Below are 16,281 nucleotides of genomic sequence, written 5' to 3'. Positions count from 1 at the left end.
CTTCTACTTATTATTCCTATCTTTACTCTTTAATAAATTCCTTAGTACTTCTCACTGTATCAATCGGACGAACTAATTTTTCGATTTCTTCACGCTTTGGCTCTAAAAACGGAGGTAAAGATAATTTCTCTCCAAGCGTTTCATAAGGCTCATCTCCCATAAACCCTGGGCCGTCTGTTGCAAACTCGAATAAAATTTGCGGCGCAACTCTTGCGTATAATGACTCAAAGAAGTGACGATTTACATAACCAGATGAAGGGAGTCCAACTCGACTTAGTCGCTCAATCCACTCTTCTAATACAGCGCGATCCTCTACACGGAATGCTGCATGATGCACTGTACCAAAACCTTGTTGTGCTTCAGGAAGAACTGTATTATGTTCTACAATGACAGAGGCACCATTTCCACCTTCGTTTACTTCAAACAAGTAGAATTCTCCTTCTTGAGCAATCTCTTTAAATAATAGAACTTTTTCTAGTACTTCTTTGAAATAACTAAAGTTCGCGATACGAATAAATACAGGTCCTAAGCCAGTAATTGCATATTCTAATGGGACTGGCCCGTCTTGCCAAGGTGTACCTGATTCCACGCCTTTATCAAATTCATCTGAGATCAATTGATAGTGTTGATCATCGAAGTCAACGAACGAAAGGGTTTTCTTACCGAATTGTTCTTTAATTCCTGTATGTTCTACTTCAAGACGGTCAAAACGTTTCACCCAATATGCTAACGCTGCATCAGTTGGAACGCGGAATGAAGTTTTTGAAATTTCATTTGTACCGTGTACTCCTTTTGGAACACCTGGGAAGTCAAAGAATGTCATATCTGTTCCTGCACTACCTTTATCATCTGCAAAGAATAAATGATACGTTTGAATATCATCTTGGTTTACTGTTTTTTTAACTAAACGCATTCCTAAAACGTGAGTGAAAAACTCATAGTTCTTTTCTGCACTACTTGTAATTGCTGTAACGTGGTGAATTCCTTTTAATTGGTTCATTTTATATTTCTCCAATGGTTTTAAATTTTATATTTTCTCTTCTATTATTTCTCTTCAATAGGTGCTAATTTCGCTTCAATTTCTGCTCGCTGTTCTTCTAAGAACGGCGGTAAATCAAGTTTTTCTCCTAAATGCTCTACATCTCCATCAACTGTAAATCCTGGTCCATCTGTCGCAATTTCAAATAGGATTCCGTTTGATTCACGGAAGTATAAGCTTTTAAAGTAGAAACGGTCGATAATGCCTGAAGAATGGAAACCTTTTTGTATCACCTGTTCTTCCCAATAAGCTAGCTCTTCACTGTTTTTCACGCGAATCGCTAAATGGTGAATGCTACCGCGGCCTGGCTTTTCAGTAGGACCATCTAAATATTTCACGACGATTTCTCCGAAGGCTTCTCCTTTAATAGACTGGAAAATCGCTTCTTCGTCGCTTCGGCTAACTTCTTTATAACCAAATATATCTGTTAATGTATTCGCTAGTTTATCAAGTCTACGCACTGTCATTTCCACTGAACCCATTCCTTGAATTTGATGTTCAGCTGGAACTTCGGATTTCTCCCACGTTTCCCAGTGCTCCACTTTTTCTCCGTTTGAAACGAGTAGCACGAGACGAAGACCTTCCGCATCCTCAAATTGCAAAGCAGGACGATTTGCATATGTTGTCATTTCACTATGTTTCACATCAAATTTCTCAAATCGTTCTTTCCAGTAATGTAAGCTTTCCTCCGACGGAACGAGTAATCCAATTCGAGTAATTGCATTTGTACCACGGTACGTTTTCCCTACTAAAGGCATTTCAAAAAATGATAATTCTGTACCTGGACTTCCTGTTTTATCTCCGTAAAATAAATGATACATGGATGGATCATCTTGGTTTACCGTCATTTTCACACGACGTAAACCTAGCACATTTTTATAAAAATGGTTATTCTCACTTCCGTTTTTTGTAACCATTGAAATGTGATGATGCCCTTTAATTTCATACATGGGTCATTCCTCCGCTTCGTTTTACTAGTCAAGTGATAACTAAAAAATAATATGCTTCTTAGCTTTTTAATTTATTCTCATTATATTTTTGTAAATTCATCTTAGTTTTTACTGAATAAGTTACTTTGCTTTTTAATCGAAAGCAAGTGAGTGTATGTTTTTCATATGACTCAATCGCTTTCGTTACTATCACTTTACAACTCAAGTGATTAAAAAGCAAGTAATTTATCTCAAATTCGAGATATTTTTTTATTGCATAACATTTTGGACTGGAGAATGGTTTGGTAAATATTAAAAACATTAGTGGAGAAAAGAAACTTCAATATTATCGAAAACTGTAATGTCGAGAATAGCAGGATAACTTTTTCCTTCTTCAATTTTATATGAACAAACAGTGGAGAATCCCGTAAACACTACACCGTTAATATTTATTGTAACTTCCTCTTCGATTAACTTATTGGCTTTTTCTACATACGCCATATATTTCATGTTTCTTCCTCCCTTTCCTAATTGAAATTATGAGATAAAAAATGTAAACATATAAAATAAAACTTGTCTAACAGAAAATGAAGCCAATTTATATGTGAAATAAAGTTAGTAAAATAAAAGAGCACCCCCAAACGGAAATGCCCTTTTATTTCAGTTTTAAATTACACCCATTCCTTTTAACATCTCAATTAAACTAGTATAGAAGTATTCACATGCTTCTGTCTCAGAATTAAATGTCTTAAGGTTACTCTTTGTTCCTCGCTCATTATAATATACTTTCCATACTCCATTCTGTTCATTAAAACAATACGATTCGTTTGGTAATCCACCCTTTAAACTATATAAATCCTTTGGCACCTCTTCTTGTAATAATTTCTGTTCTAACTCATTTTTTCGCATGTTTAGAACCTACCCTTTTCAATGCTTCTTCTTCAATTATTTCATTTTTAATAAAGAAAACAGCCCCACTAAGCTTTTAACACTTAATGAGGCCATTTGATTCACATTATTAATTATGGAACGTCGGTTTATAGAACGAACGATTATCAAGCGCAAAGACACGTTCTGTGTATTCGCCTGGTTTTGTGCGTCCTAATGCGCGGTCCATCATGTTCATTTTTGCATCTAAGTTATCGATGTAGTGCAGAATTTCTGCTTCTTTCACTAATGGTGGTTTTGGGCTACCCCATTCTGCTTTTCCGTGATGGGAAAGGACGATGTGCTGAAGGATTAATACTTCCTCTGCATCGATTTGTAGTTCCTCTGCTGCTTTACCAATTTCGTTCACCATGATAGAAATGTGGCCTAGTAAATTTCCTTCTAACGTATACGTCGTAGAAATTGGTCCAGATAGCTCAAATACTTTACCAAGATCGTGTAAAATAACGCCCGCATATAGTAAGTCTTTATCTAACGATGGGTACAGAGCCGAGATAGCTTTCGCCAAATCTAACATTGATACAACATGGTAAGCTAGTCCAGATACGAACTCGTGATGGTTCTTTGTCGCTGCTGGATATTCTAAAAATTCGTTTTGATGCTTATTTAACAAATGTCTTGTTAGACGCTGTATGTTCGGGTTTCTCATTTCAAATATGTATTGCGTAATTTTCTCAACCATATCTTCTTTTTTTATTGGAGCTTTTTCTACAAAGTCTGAGATGTCTGTTACTTCATTCTCATTCGCAACACGAATTTGTTTCACACGTAATTGAATACGTCCTTTATAGTTTAGAATATCTCCAGCTACTTTAACGATTGTTTCCGCTACATATTGTTTCTCAACTTCTGGCGATACGTCCCATAGCTTTGCTTCAATATCTCCACTTGGATCTTGTAAGATTACTGTTAAAAACGGCTTGCCATTGCTTGCGAGACCTTTTGTCGCTGTTTTAATTAACAAGAAAACATCGACTTGTTCACCAACTTCATATTCTACAATTTTCTTTTTCATTCGAATTCCTCCACCAAATCAGTTACTTTTAGTATAGCATACTACAACTCATTTTCTTTACGCTTACGTGTTAATTTTATAATCTCATTTTCTGTAAAATACGTTAATAAATGCGCATGACATGTAAAGAAGATAACTTGTCTATCTTTCGCAATTTCTTTTATAAGTTCAATCGTTCGATTCGTCCTTACCGCGTCAAAATGTACGAAGCTATCATCAATAATAAATGGATAGTCATGCTCAAACGTTTTCGCTAGCGCAAATCGTAACGATAAATATAACTGCTCCGCTGTCGCTTGGCTTAGTTCATGACTGTAAAAACGCATACCATCGTTACGTTCGACAATGAAAGGTTCCGCTTCTGACGGTGAGAATATTTTACTATATCTTCCGCCTGTTAAATACACGAAATACTCTTCGGATTTTTGTAAAATACGCGGCAAATGCACTTCATGATAATATTGCTTCGTTTTCGTTAATACTGTCTTTGCGGCCGCATATGCAGCCCACTTCTTCACTTGTTCACGCACTTGCGCTTTTTTCATTTCCCACTCATGTAGTAAATCACCATACGTACTGCCTTCTTCTAAATTCGCAATTTCTATTCGATGCTTCGCAATACGCTCTGTCAGTTCTTTCTCTTGCGCCAGACAGCTTTGCGCGGCTGTAATTTCTTGCTTTAATTTTTCATCATAACCGTCAGCCTCATAATGCTCAGCTAATGACAAACTCGTTAAGCGCTGCTCTAACAAATCAATTTGAGGTAATAAACGCCCCACTTGCTTATCCGCGTCTTCACGTTTCTCTGCCAATTTTCCAGCTTCTAAAAACATCTCTTCATCTGTAGATTCTGCGATATGCCATAACCCATCTCGCTCTACTAGTAGTTGTTTTAATTGCTCTTGCATGAACTCATATTCTTCTTGCCATTCCGCCAGCTTCTCTTTCAGCTGCTTACAAGTTTGGCGCTTCTCTTTTTCATTTTGCATACGACTTTGCGCCTCATGCAAATTGCTATACTCCGTGCTACCGATAACAGTTTCTAGTTTATGCTCAAAGTGCGAAATCATTTCATACAATGAAGATTTCCGCTTACTTTGCTTCTCTAAATCACGATATAATTGTTGCATTTTTTCAATACGCTCAAACGCCGGCAATATGTGCGCATACGTATAAAATTCTGGGAACATATAACGCGTTTTATACGCATCTACTTGTTCTCCTATTTGGAACGTTTCTCTCTCCCATTCCTCATAAGATGAAACGACTTTATCATACGCTCGCTCCATTTGCTGCAACTTATACGACTCACGCTCAAATAGCTTACGAATCTCTTCATCTTTTTCTAACTGATAACGAACAGACATCGCTTCTTCACTTTGTCGTCCGCCAGCACTTTGCTGAAGAGTAAGAAGCTCTTCTTGTAATCCACCCGAAGGATCTTTATATAAAACGAGTGCTAAAACAATCCCTACAAAAACAATCACACTAATAAATAACAGCACGCGGTTATCTATAAATAGACTCGTGAATAAAACAAGCGTGTTAATAAGAAGTAACAGAAGACAAATTCTTTGCCACTGTTTTTTCTTTTGCTGAGCTGCCCCTGCTTTCTCTTCATACTTACGCTTCATTCTCTCTGCGCCCATACCGATAAACGCCGCATCTTGAAATGATTTTTCTCTCTCAACTAACGTATTTCGTTCTTCATCAGCTAACATTTGCTTACTTATTTGTCTTATATTTTCTTCTTGCTCTTCTAATTGCTCCTGAGCCGTTTTGAAACGTTCATCAAGCTGCGTTTTTTGCGTTTCTAACTCTCTCGCTTTTTGCACCGTTTGTGTAATTAATTCTTTCGTCGCTAAACTTATATCAAATGAAAGAACAGTCTCTTGTTCAAAAGTAGCGCCAATTTGTTGCTGTAGTTCTGCGATTTCTTCTTTTATATTCGCAATACTTCCCGTCATATCACGCATTTCTTGGCGTGCATTTTCATAAGACATATGCTGCATACGAAGTTCTTCTACGTAACTTTCTTTTTGTAAAAATGCTTCATCTATTTCTGTGGAATCAATTTCTGATTGCACTGTTTCTATCTTTTTTTGAAGTGAATCTACTTGTACTTGCAGCGGTTCTATCTTTGCCTTTACCGCCTCATAGCGCGCCATTCCGTTTACAGGAAACTGCCCGTTCTCGCTTTTCAACACTTTCTCGTGCGCACTCTTTTCAATAACGAGAGGCTCAAGCGCCGCTAATATTTCATAATCTTGCTTTCGTCTTTCGGCTGACTCTTTTTCCGCACGAACAGAAGCAAGTTTCTCTTCACTTTCTTTTAACTGCTCGACCTGTTTTTCATACGTGCCAATCTTCCCTTGCCACTCTTTCATCTTTTCCTCAATTTTCTTCATCTCTTGCAGTGACACGTTAATTTCAGGATTACGACCACTCGGCTTAAAGCGCTGATTCATTTCTTTTTCTAATTTTTTATCTAACTGCAATAACGCATCACTTCCGACTGCGCTGGCCGAAAATAAATAATTGCCGATATCCGCTTCGCCGAGCTGATGAATATTTTGAAGACCATGCATATCAAATGAAAAAACAGAATCAAATAAGCTTTCATTCACACCGCTTAATATATCGTTTAAAATATCTTCGCTGCCAGTTTTCCCGTCCTCAAAATAAACGGTCACCGCGCCTACTGCCGTCTTTGGCAATCGTTCAATTTTCAAACGGCCGTACTTTTCTGTTTGAACAGTGACCGCTCCGCCATACTTCCCGCCTTCTTTCGGTTCATAACGGCGCTGTCCTCTCGTCGGAAAACCGAATAAAATACTTTTCATAAACGAGCGAATTGTCGATTTTCCCGCTTCATTTTCACCGTACAGTACCGTCAGCATTGACAGATCCATTTCCACATTTTCTAGTTTTCCATAGCCATAAATATGGAGTTTTTCAATTCTCATTTTTTATCCCTCTCTTGCTGGAATAATTGCTCTAAAATAATATTTTCCGCTTCCTTTTGAATCTCTTTCTTCTCTTCTTCCGTAAAAGCTTCAATGCTATTACGTGCTACAGGAGATGTCCAAATGGTGCGCAATACTCCGTCCATATTTGTGAAAGCTTCTAACTCTTTCAGCACACTACCGACGAAATGATTTTCTTCTTTCAAACGTTCAATTTCCGCAAAAGAAACCGTCTCATTTTTCCACTTCATCGCATACACAAAGTCTTTTCGCTCTTCGCCAGCTGCTAAAATATGAAAAATCTCTTCCACGCGCTTGTCTTCACGCAAATAAGGAGAAAGTGGCCCCTGTCCTGTAAATACGACAGTTAAAAGCGTACCTTCCTCTTCTCTTCTGCATTCATTCATCGCACTTGACGCGCTCGTCATAAGATCATCAACAGTTTCAAGTCCATCAATATTCACTTCTATCTCATCCCACACAACATCCGCCGTATGGAAAAATGAACAATGCGTTCCTTGTTTCGTAAGTTCAATCAGGTACGCACCTTTCTCCCCTGTTTCCTTACGATGACGCCCTTGTATATTACCCGGATAAATAATGCATGGCTCTTCTGATAGAATTTCACGTTTATGTATATGGCCAAGAGCCCAATAATCAAACTGCTTTTCTTTCAGCTCACGAATTTGAAACGGTGCATAGCGATTATGTTCTGCATCCCCTTCCACACTTCCGTGAAGCATTCCAATATGAAAAGGTGCATCACTCATTTTCGTATACTGCACTGTCATATTATCCGTTACCGCTTGCTGCAAATAACTAAACCCATAAATAGAAGCTAACAGCTCACCATTTTTATAAAATGATTTCTCTTCTACATAAGGCTCTGTAAACACATGAACATTTTCCGGAAACTCAATTGCTGCCCAGCTTCCCCCTAAATGATCATGGTTACCATGAACAATAAAAACAGGGATATCGTACTGCGAAAGTCTCTTCATTTGCTCGCGCACAAACACTTGCGCCCTCAAACTTCTCGTCTCCGCATCATACAAATCCCCGGCTAGCAATACGAAATCAACGCGCTCTTGAATCACTTTATCAACAATACGCTCGAACGATTCAAACGTACTCTGCTTCATTCTCTCCCAAACAGACTGTGCAACATTCATCTCCATCCCTTTAAACGGACTATCCAAATGCAAATCAGCCGCATGTATAAACTTCACTTGTTTCACAAATAACGATCCTTTCTATAGTTCAAAAGTTTCATCTTATCCGCATGAACACAAACAATAAATGCTCAATTGTTGAAAACTAGTAATAAGCAGGAAATAAAAAATCCCCCACTAATTAAAGTTTCACTTTACCCCGTATTAACGGGCAGTAGGCAAAGAAGCCAATCTGAAAGTAAACTGCCCATAAATACCCGATTGGTTCAACTAATAACTAGTGGGGATGAAAAGACTCCCCACTAGTTAAAGTTTCACTTTATTGTAACACGCAATGTCATATATTTCTTTGCATATTCTAGTGATTTATGACAAAATAGTTATAAGATTCTGATTTTAATTATTGGAGGGAATTTTCATGGGAGTATACGTTCTAACAGTCTTTGAAAAAGATGGTTCAAAAGCATTAGACGAATCATTCGAGGCAGCAACTGAAAAAGAAGCGAAAGCAAAAGGTGAATCTATTTTACAAGAAAAAGGATTGTATGAAAAAACACATCGCTGCACATCTTCTGCAGGTAAGCTCGTTTTATTCCAGCGCTAAAAAAAAGAAGCGTCATCCGCTTCTTTTTCACTCTACTATATCTTCGTCACACCACGTAAACGCCACATCTAGAATACGATTACCGATACGTACGCGCTTATTCCATTTTCCTGTTTGGATCTGATGTTGCAATTCCGCTTTCATCTTTTCCGTCCAGTCGTGAATCGTGTCACTACGGTCGTACGGATATACGCCTGGAAACTCTTCCTGCAGAAGATGCAAGCTCTCTGCATCAAAATGAAAATGGAAGAAGTAGTTTGCTGTAAGCGATGGTTCTTGCAATCGTAAAAAATGATCATCCACTTGCTTTCTATTTCTATAGAAAGTAAAGATATTCACTTTACCGCTCGTAATTTGGTCAATTTGAATTTCGTGCTTCTCTATAATCACGTCTTGCCCACCTCGTTATATACTACCCTTAGTATATATGTCTTTTGCAACAAAGTTAACCATTTTCGCGCGAAATTCATTTCCTTCATTATATTACCCGTACCTCCAAGTACAATCAGGACAAATAAACAAAGTTGAAGGGGAGCGATCACATGTATTTCGGAAGCAAAGGTTGGTATGTAAAAGAACTTAAAAAATTAGGGATTCGTACTTACGAAGGTAAAAAACTAGAATCTTATCGTACACATATTTTATCTAGTTTACTTGAGAGAATGAAGAAAACTTCGGCTTAATAGATGTAGGAAGCGACTACGGTTGCTTCCTTTTTATTTACTAAATAAAAAGGAAATCATCATACCTTAACTTTACCGTTATACTTCCTTGATAGAAACCGCCCATTATCAACTGAATTTCTAGTACCAAATACTCTTCCAGATAATCATTTGTATATATTTTAAATTCTCCATACTTATTAACTCGTCCGCTTCCAACATACATATCACTACTTGTTATGACAATTGTTGAATGGGGTTCTGCACGGCCCAATATACGATTATTACTATAGTCCAAAGCATCCACATTTATTTTTTGATGAATATTATTAACTGAATCTCTACATTTATTTTCACACAAATTAACATTGCTTTCTTCTGCCCTCGAAAGCGCTCGATTCCTGCTAGTCTTTTCTGAAGAGAAAGCAACATTCCCCAGCCAACTAAACCTATCAAATGTAGTAATAGGTAGAAACATCTACGTTAACTCCCCCATTCTTCCAATACTTCCATCTCATTTTTTATCAACTACGGTCTTTTAATGAACTTACAGCAATACGTTTTATGTTGGGATAAAAGAAAACAGCTTTGGTTTTCCATTCAATTTCGCACTGTTAATTTGTACAGAACACATAGAATACTGGTTTTCACCCCAGATGTAATGACAACACTACACAAAAGAAACCACGGTCCATTAAATGTAAATCCACCTTCAAATATATTAATAATAATTATGTTGCCAATTATTAAGAGAATCCATGAAATGGAATACTGTTTTCCATTTGTAATATATAAAATTTCATCCTCATAACAGACTGTTATTCCCCCACCTTGCCAAACACCAATAGCGAAAGAAATAAGCGTAACTGCCAGTAACTCTGCTTGTAAATCCCTAGTCATTGGTTGCGGTGCCGTATAAGTAATAATCCCTATCATCATGAGAAAAGTTATAATATCTATCCAGTTTAATTTTCTTTGTTTGCTTTGCAGCCAAATAAAGAAAATTAATACAGGAATTAAAAGCAAAGTTTCCATTTACTTATTCTTCTTCCTTTCCTACATTAGAAACGTCTATAATTGTAATGCAATTAGATTGTTCTTAAATCTCTCATACTTTCTGAAGCATAACATGAGAAAGAAATAAAAAAATCGTACAAAAGGGCAAGCCTATAATGTACGATTGGGCATATATAATATTTTAAAAATGAATTAACTTCCTTTCAATAGATACAGCTACTGCTTCTGACCGTGAATTAACACCTAATTTATTGTATATATTTGTTAAATATGCTTTTACCGTTCGCTCAGCTATTCCCATATCAAATGCAATTTCTTTATTCTTATATCCGCGCGCAATAGCTTTCAGCACAAACAATTCTTTAACCGTTAAGTTATTTTCTGCAACCTTATCAGCATGTACTTCTTTCCTTTTATACTTCACTATCTTTTCCATAATATTTGGTTGTAGTAAAATCTCACCTCGAATAGCCGCTTCCAATGTTCGAAACAAATTCTCTCGATCCGTATCTTTTAGCAAATATCCTTTTGCCCCTAACTCAATTCCCTTTAACATTAATTCATCTTCGTTATAAGTAGTTAATATAATAATCGGCGTATGGTTTTGTTTTTCATTCAAAGCCTCAATTGTTTCTAAACCACTCATTTTAGGCATATTCAAATCCATTAAAATGACATCAGGTTTCTTCTTTTCTATGAAAGAAAGGGCTTCTTCTCCGTTTGCAGCCTCACCTATAATTTGAAATGAATCACTCGTTTCTATTATTAATTTCAGACCTTCTCTTACAACGAAATGATCATCTACAATTAATACGTTATGTTTCATGGCTATCTCCTTCTTTATTTATAGGCACTTGAATATACACTTTCGTACCTTTCATCTTTTCACTCAATATATGTATTTCTCCCTTAATCAATCGAACACGCTCATTTAGACCAATTAAACCATAATGTCCAGGATTCTTACCGATATATCTAGTGTCAAAACCAATTCCATTATCTTCAACTTCAATAGTAAGTTTTTCAAGATCATCGATATATTCAACATTTAAATTTACATCTGCTGCCTGTGAATGTTTTGCGATATTCGTTAAGCATTCACTAATTACATATAAGCAGTGCTCTTTTACTACGCTTGAAATATACGGTGGACTTTGGATAGTAAATCTCACATGTATAGACGTAGCTTCAGAAAAACGTTGAATCTCTTCTTTTACTGCTCCATTAAATGAATTAGTAGTATGACGCAAATCATCAATAACCAACCTTGCATCATGTAAAGTTTGTCTCGCTCTTATCATAGTTTGTTTCATAATCTCTTGAGATCGTCCTGTATTCCCTTTTTGCATATGGGCATCTATCGCTTCCAATTGCATAATTAAGCTTGCTAAACCTTGCGCTAACGTATCATGTAAATCTCTTGCCATACGCTGCCTTTCATTAGCTAATGTCAATTCTTCCACTCTCATATATGCAGACTCTAACTCTTGAATATAGCTCTGTATACGATTACGTGCATCAAATTGCTGCTTATTAATATAAGAAAAAGGAATAATAATTGCTAACACTAAAAGAAACATAGAGATAAGAATAGCTAATTTATTCACACCATAATTGATACTAATTGCAGCACAAAATATTGCATACATAAGAGTAAAAACTGCCATTACTTTAAATATATTGTTATAAACATATAAACTTTGGGCGATTAAAATAGGAGTTAATCCAACAAAAATCGCTATCGAAGCATTTGTTGCAATAAATGCAGCCAAAAACACAATGAAAAGTTGTACAAAAAAGAAGTACAACAATTGCCTATTTTTTAATGAACTCGCATACCAATGAAAAATAGTATGAATAACAATGACTATTGTAAAGAAAAAACTATCCATAGAGAAAATATTATTACGAAATTCTAAAAGCATTGAAGCTATATATACGAGTGTAACCCATAAAATAATAAACCTTCTTGGAATAAATACCACTTCCAATACATTTGTATCCAAATCTATATTTGAATTTATTTTTTTCATATTCGACCTCCACCATTATATTATACAAGATGCAGCTTACATTTTGATAAAGTGAAATTTTAATCAGTGGGGGTGGTCCATCCCCACTGATTATTAACCCACACCAATCGGGCTTTTACGGGCAGCCCGACTCCCACAAATAGCGGGATAAGTTATTGATTCCTCTTTATCTTCATTACCGAATACAAATATGAAATATTGCATATCGAAATGCATTGATGTATTTGTAAACGCTTACTATAATGAGGGTATAAAGATTCCTTACATCTTACTATTTCAAAAAGGAGGCAATCTTATGGAAATCGCAATGGCAGTTTTAAAATTTGTAGGTGGAGTAATTCCATTGGTTCAAGAACTTTTAAAAGCATTTATGTAAAATTATTATTCAGCAATTATCTATAAGAATTATCATACAAATGATCTGTATATCAAAAAAATTGATACACAGATCATTTGTGTGATAAAACTTTAAACGAGAATTATGTACCCTAGCAGAACAATAATGATACATCTATCTCAAGTTGGAAACAGGCGCTCACAAGGGCGTCTGTTTTTATATTACTATATACCTAATAACTTATTTAGAAAATCAATTCTACAATTCATACAATGTTACATAATTAATGTATCTTTTTAAAATTTGCACAATAAAAATCCCCTCAAAGCATAAACTTCAAGGGGCGATCCTACTTTTCATTAAATTTTGTACATACAGCAATACCTTTTTCTACGATTTTATCAGATGTATAAACGACGACTTTCTGTTCCCTTTTATTTAGTGCTAATGAAATAATCATTTAAACCAAAAATGCTATAATTGACCCAATCACACTAAGGGGGAACAATTATTTTGCTTGGAAAATGCATTCAATTTCATGAGTTTGGCAATCCGAAAGATGTGTTACAGGTTGAATATAAAAATATAGAACCATTAAAAGATAATGAAGTTTTAGTTCGTATGTTAGTTAGACCGATTAATCCATCTGACTTAATTCCCGTAAGCGGAGCATACGCCCATAGAATCCCTTTACCTAACATACCTGGTTATGAAAGTGTTGGTATTGTAGAAGATGTTGGCTCTTTCGTTTCTAGAGACCTTATCGGTAAACGTGTTTTACCGTTACGCGGAGAAGGTACTTGGCAAGAGTTTGTGAAGACATCAGCTGATTTTGTAGTCCCTATTCCTGATTCAATCGATGATTTTACAGCGGCACAAATGTATATTAACCCCCTTACAGCGTGGGTCACATGCACAGAAACTCTAAACTTAAAACAGAATGATGTTTTATTAGTGAACGCTTGCGGATCCGCTATTGGTCATCTTTTTGCTCAATTATCACAAATTTTAAACTTCCGATTAATTGCAGTTACGAGAAATAATAAGCATACAGAAGAATTACTGCGCCTCGGTGCCGAATATGTAATTGATACTTCCACTGCCCCGCTTTATGAAACAGTTATGGAGTTAACAAACGGGATCGGTGCAGATGCTGCGATTGATTCTATTGGAGGACCAGATGGAAATGAATTAGCTTTCTCCTTACGTCCAAACGGGCGCTTTTTAACTATCGGCCTTCTATCAGGCATACAAGTAAACTGGGCAGAGATTGTCACGAAAGCAAAAGTGCACGCGAATATATTTCATTTACGACATTGGAATAAAGAAGTATCACCATATAAATGGCAAGAAACGTTTCGTCACTTCATTCGCTTAGTAGAAAATAAACAATTACGTTTTATGCCGGTACATTCTACATATGACTTAGCAGATGTGAAAACTGCGGTTGATGTTGTGCAGTCTGCTGAAAAAACGAAAGGGAAAGTGTTTTTGACGAGTTATTAACTACAATTGAAGAAGTCTTTTTGATTGACCTTTTAAATAGACTAGATGGTACGTTTAGGAGTACCCATTTGTAATTATCTGGTATAATCCTTTTAAAAGGTGAAAGGAGATTCTAACATGTGGTTAATTACGGCAATTGCGCCTGTTGTAATAGTCGGAGGAATCGTATTATATGTAATTGGAAGGCTTAAACATAAATATAACAACGGTAATTTAGGTAAGAAAAAATCAAAAAACGCTCAAGTTTTATTAGATAGTTTAATACCAATGGGAATGCTTTTGGGGTGTTTAATCGGTATAATTGTCGACATATTTTTCCCGGATCATTCACTGTTTACAGTTGGTTTAGGGGCTGGAATAGGCTATTTATTTGGATTTTTTGCTTATGAAATTTATAGCAAGACAGGAAACAATTATTCATAATCCAAAAACAGACGCGCTTGCGGAATAAGCGAAGACAAAAAAATCCCCTCAAAGCATAAGCTTCAAGGGGTGAGCCTGTATTTTTACTTACTTATATACGTACAGCTGTACCACTTACAGCAACCATTAACATTCCATCACGAACAACTTCATAATCTACGTCAATACCAACGATAGCGTTCGCACCTTTTTGTTTTGCAAGTTCTTTCATTTCATCCATCGCGATATCACGAGCTTCTTTTAGCTTGCTTTCATAAGAACCAGCACGGCCACCGACAACATCACGAACTGAAGCAAATAAATCACGAACAATATTTGCACCCATAATAGCTTCACCATTTACAATATCAATATACTCAATAATTTCTTTACCTTGGATTCCAGACGTTGTTGTTACAATCATGACTGACACTCTCCTAATAAGTTGTAGTTTTAATAAGCTTTCTTATGTCTTTATTATGACATGGAAAAAGTATCTAATCTATTGAATTACCTTACAGGAGTGTGACAATTTTGTAAGGATGAAATATTATTATACCTTTTCCTTACAATAACTACCTAAATTAACAGAATATTGTTATAATTAAATTAGAGGAGGAGATAAAATGAAAAAAATCACTTACATATGTGCTCTAAGTGTTCTATCTTTCACTTTAATAGGTTGTACAAGCACTTCTACTACAAATAATACTCCAAAAACTAAGCAAGAAAATACGAAAAATGCCATTCAATTAAACTCTGCAGACATTACCAACATTGAGATGCTTAGAACAACAAGTAATACTAGTTCCAAATCTCAAACAGATAACGAGGAAATGGTACAATCAATCGCTTCAGCAGTCCAAAACGGAACACCGAAAACAATCACACTAGATCAAAAAAAGAAACAATCTGCACATTCTACTATAACCGTTACATATAAAGATGACTCAAAAGAAGAGTTTCTTGTGTGGGTTGATAATAAGGAACAAATTACGATTGCTAAAGATGAGAAGAAAGATAAAGTAGAAGCTGTGACGGTGAATATTAAAGGCGCTAAGATAATGAAGGATTTTTTTAAAAATGATAAAACATAAAAGAATCCCCATCAACTTAAGGATTCAAATTTAGCACAAAATTTTGTTCAGAAACACTATAAAATTTCAGCCTAATAGGTAAGTGGCGAGACCGTATATTATTAAACTTAAAATGTTTCAAATCGAAGGAAGACACCTTATAAGGTGTCTTTTCTTTATTTACAAAAGGACCTGCTCCATTCATAAATGCATAAAGTAAATTGAATCCGTTAAAACACATGAGTGAACCTTTGTCTTCCCCCTCCTATCTAAAGGAGGAACTGTTATGGGCTTTGGTGGTAGTTGTGGCCGCTGTGGCTTCGCTGGAGGATTTGCTTTATTAGTTGTATTGCTTATTTTATTAATCATCGTTGGAGCTGCTTGCTTCTGCTAAAAAACTATCGGAAAAGATCCCCGTGCTAAACAAAAAATAAAATAAGCTGCCCATATGGACAGCTTATTTACATAATTATCGTTCTCGGAAGTAAAGTTTTAAAAGTAATTTATCCATAGTGATATTAAAATTACTACTAACAGGGGGAGCACCACATTGCCATCAACCTAAGCTTTTGAGA

Annotated in this window: 20 protein-coding genes; 7 read left to right on the top strand and 13 right to left on the bottom strand. The window is 35.9% G+C overall.

The genetic code is table 11. The features are described from left to right. Positions 1–22 precede the first annotated feature (22 nt). The 7 genes from MR066_RS19140 to MR066_RS19110 form a co-directional block, all read right to left on the bottom strand. A complete protein-coding gene (locus tag MR066_RS19140; protein ID WP_061674050.1) occupies positions 23–1,000 on the bottom strand; it encodes a ring-cleaving dioxygenase in 978 nt (325 codons plus the stop codon). A gap of 44 nt (positions 1,001–1,044) precedes the next feature. Further along, positions 1,045–1,989, bottom strand: a complete 945-nt coding sequence (locus MR066_RS19135; RefSeq protein WP_002064094.1) for a ring-cleaving dioxygenase — start codon at positions 1,987–1,989, stop codon at positions 1,045–1,047. 300 nt (positions 1,990–2,289) lie between these two features. Further along, a complete protein-coding gene (locus MR066_RS19130) occupies positions 2,290–2,478 on the bottom strand; it encodes a hypothetical protein (RefSeq protein WP_012260497.1) in 189 nt (62 codons plus the stop codon). Positions 2,479–2,634: 156 nt separating this feature from the next. Then, positions 2,635–2,877, bottom strand: a complete 243-nt coding sequence (locus MR066_RS19125; RefSeq protein WP_098169104.1) for a hypothetical protein — start codon at positions 2,875–2,877, stop codon at positions 2,635–2,637. A 109-nt stretch (positions 2,878–2,986) separates the two neighbouring features. Further along, positions 2,987–3,931 (bottom strand): 3'-5' exoribonuclease YhaM, encoded by a 945-nt coding sequence (gene yhaM / locus MR066_RS19120; RefSeq protein ID WP_002030183.1) that lies wholly within the window; start codon positions 3,929–3,931, stop codon positions 2,987–2,989. A 41-nt stretch (positions 3,932–3,972) separates the two neighbouring features. Further along, complete coding sequence (locus MR066_RS19115; protein WP_242248201.1) at positions 3,973–6,897, bottom strand: ATP-binding protein; 2,925 nt, start codon at positions 6,895–6,897, stop codon at positions 3,973–3,975. Beyond that, positions 6,894–8,135, bottom strand: a complete 1,242-nt coding sequence (locus MR066_RS19110; RefSeq protein WP_242248200.1) for a metallophosphoesterase family protein — start codon at positions 8,133–8,135, stop codon at positions 6,894–6,896. The genes MR066_RS19115 and MR066_RS19110 overlap by 4 nt, the downstream gene beginning before the upstream one ends. Positions 8,136–8,487: 352 nt before the next feature. On the opposite strand from MR066_RS19110, the gene MR066_RS19105 reads away from it, so the two are divergent. Next, positions 8,488–8,673, top strand: a complete 186-nt coding sequence (locus MR066_RS19105) for a YhzD family protein (RefSeq protein WP_000539551.1) — start codon at positions 8,488–8,490, stop codon at positions 8,671–8,673. A 27-nt stretch (positions 8,674–8,700) separates the two neighbouring features. Here MR066_RS19105 and MR066_RS19100 read toward each other — a convergent pair whose 3' ends face one another. Further along, positions 8,701–9,063, bottom strand: a complete 363-nt coding sequence (locus tag MR066_RS19100) for a hypothetical protein (protein WP_002011092.1) — start codon at positions 9,061–9,063, stop codon at positions 8,701–8,703. Positions 9,064–9,215: 152 nt separating this feature from the next. Between MR066_RS19100 and MR066_RS19095 the strand changes: the two genes are divergently transcribed. Continuing rightward, positions 9,216–9,356: a YflJ family protein gene (locus MR066_RS19095; protein ID WP_242248198.1), complete on the top strand. Its 141-nt coding sequence runs from the start codon at positions 9,216–9,218 to the stop codon at positions 9,354–9,356. A gap of 40 nt (positions 9,357–9,396) precedes the next feature. Here the strand turns inward: MR066_RS19095 and MR066_RS19090 are convergent, their stop codons facing one another. The 4 genes from MR066_RS19090 to MR066_RS19075 all read right to left on the bottom strand — a co-directional run bounded on the left by MR066_RS19090 (position 9,397) and on the right by MR066_RS19075 (position 12,385). Next, positions 9,397–9,813: a hypothetical protein gene (locus MR066_RS19090; protein ID WP_002188599.1), complete on the bottom strand. Its 417-nt coding sequence runs from the start codon at positions 9,811–9,813 to the stop codon at positions 9,397–9,399. 122 nt (positions 9,814–9,935) lie between these two features. Further along, positions 9,936–10,370, bottom strand: coding sequence for a hypothetical protein (locus tag MR066_RS19085; RefSeq protein ID WP_002064089.1), 435 nt, complete (start codon positions 10,368–10,370; stop codon positions 9,936–9,938). 163 nt (positions 10,371–10,533) lie between these two features. After that, positions 10,534–11,178: a response regulator gene (locus tag MR066_RS19080; protein ID WP_002087211.1), complete on the bottom strand. Its 645-nt coding sequence runs from the start codon at positions 11,176–11,178 to the stop codon at positions 10,534–10,536. Continuing rightward, the gene (locus tag MR066_RS19075) at positions 11,168–12,385 is read right to left on the bottom strand and encodes a sensor histidine kinase (protein ID WP_242248196.1); all 1,218 of its coding nucleotides are present in this window, start codon (positions 12,383–12,385) and stop codon (positions 11,168–11,170) included. Before MR066_RS19075 ends, MR066_RS19080 begins: the two co-directional genes overlap by 11 nt. Positions 12,386–12,575: 190 nt before the next feature. Here MR066_RS19075 and MR066_RS27320 point away from each other — a divergent pair, with 190 nt between their 5' ends. The 3 genes from MR066_RS27320 (at position 12,576) to MR066_RS19065 (ending at position 14,651) form a co-directional block, all read left to right on the top strand. Next, positions 12,576–12,761: a hypothetical protein gene (locus MR066_RS27320; RefSeq protein WP_313954353.1), complete on the top strand. Its 186-nt coding sequence runs from the start codon at positions 12,576–12,578 to the stop codon at positions 12,759–12,761. A 474-nt stretch (positions 12,762–13,235) separates the two neighbouring features. Then, complete coding sequence (locus MR066_RS19070; protein ID WP_242248195.1) at positions 13,236–14,228, top strand: zinc-dependent alcohol dehydrogenase family protein; 993 nt, start codon at positions 13,236–13,238, stop codon at positions 14,226–14,228. A 117-nt stretch (positions 14,229–14,345) separates the two neighbouring features. Next, entirely contained in the window at positions 14,346–14,651 is a 306-nt protein-coding gene (locus MR066_RS19065; RefSeq protein ID WP_242248194.1) for a hypothetical protein, read from the top strand. A gap of 91 nt (positions 14,652–14,742) precedes the next feature. Here the strand turns inward: MR066_RS19065 and MR066_RS19060 are convergent, their stop codons facing one another. Beyond that, entirely contained in the window at positions 14,743–15,054 is a 312-nt protein-coding gene (locus MR066_RS19060) for a YbjQ family protein (protein WP_000637510.1), read from the bottom strand. A 202-nt stretch (positions 15,055–15,256) separates the two neighbouring features. On the opposite strand from MR066_RS19060, the gene MR066_RS19055 reads away from it, so the two are divergent. Both MR066_RS19055 and MR066_RS19050 read left to right on the top strand, forming a co-directional pair. Beyond that, positions 15,257–15,727, top strand: coding sequence for a hypothetical protein (locus MR066_RS19055; protein WP_242248193.1), 471 nt, complete (start codon positions 15,257–15,259; stop codon positions 15,725–15,727). Between the two features lie 265 nt (positions 15,728–15,992). Next, complete coding sequence (locus MR066_RS19050) at positions 15,993–16,100, top strand: YjcZ family sporulation protein (protein ID WP_080020870.1); 108 nt, start codon at positions 15,993–15,995, stop codon at positions 16,098–16,100. The last annotated feature ends 181 nt before the right edge of the window (positions 16,101–16,281 follow it).

The organism is Bacillus cereus group sp. BfR-BA-01523 (assembly GCF_022662615.1).
In the GTDB taxonomy this organism is placed as follows: Bacteria; Bacillota; Bacilli; order Bacillales; family Bacillaceae_G; genus Bacillus_A; species Bacillus_A mycoides.
Note: the sequence above shows the minus strand (reverse complement) of the source record. Positions and strands in the feature narration are given on the sequence as shown.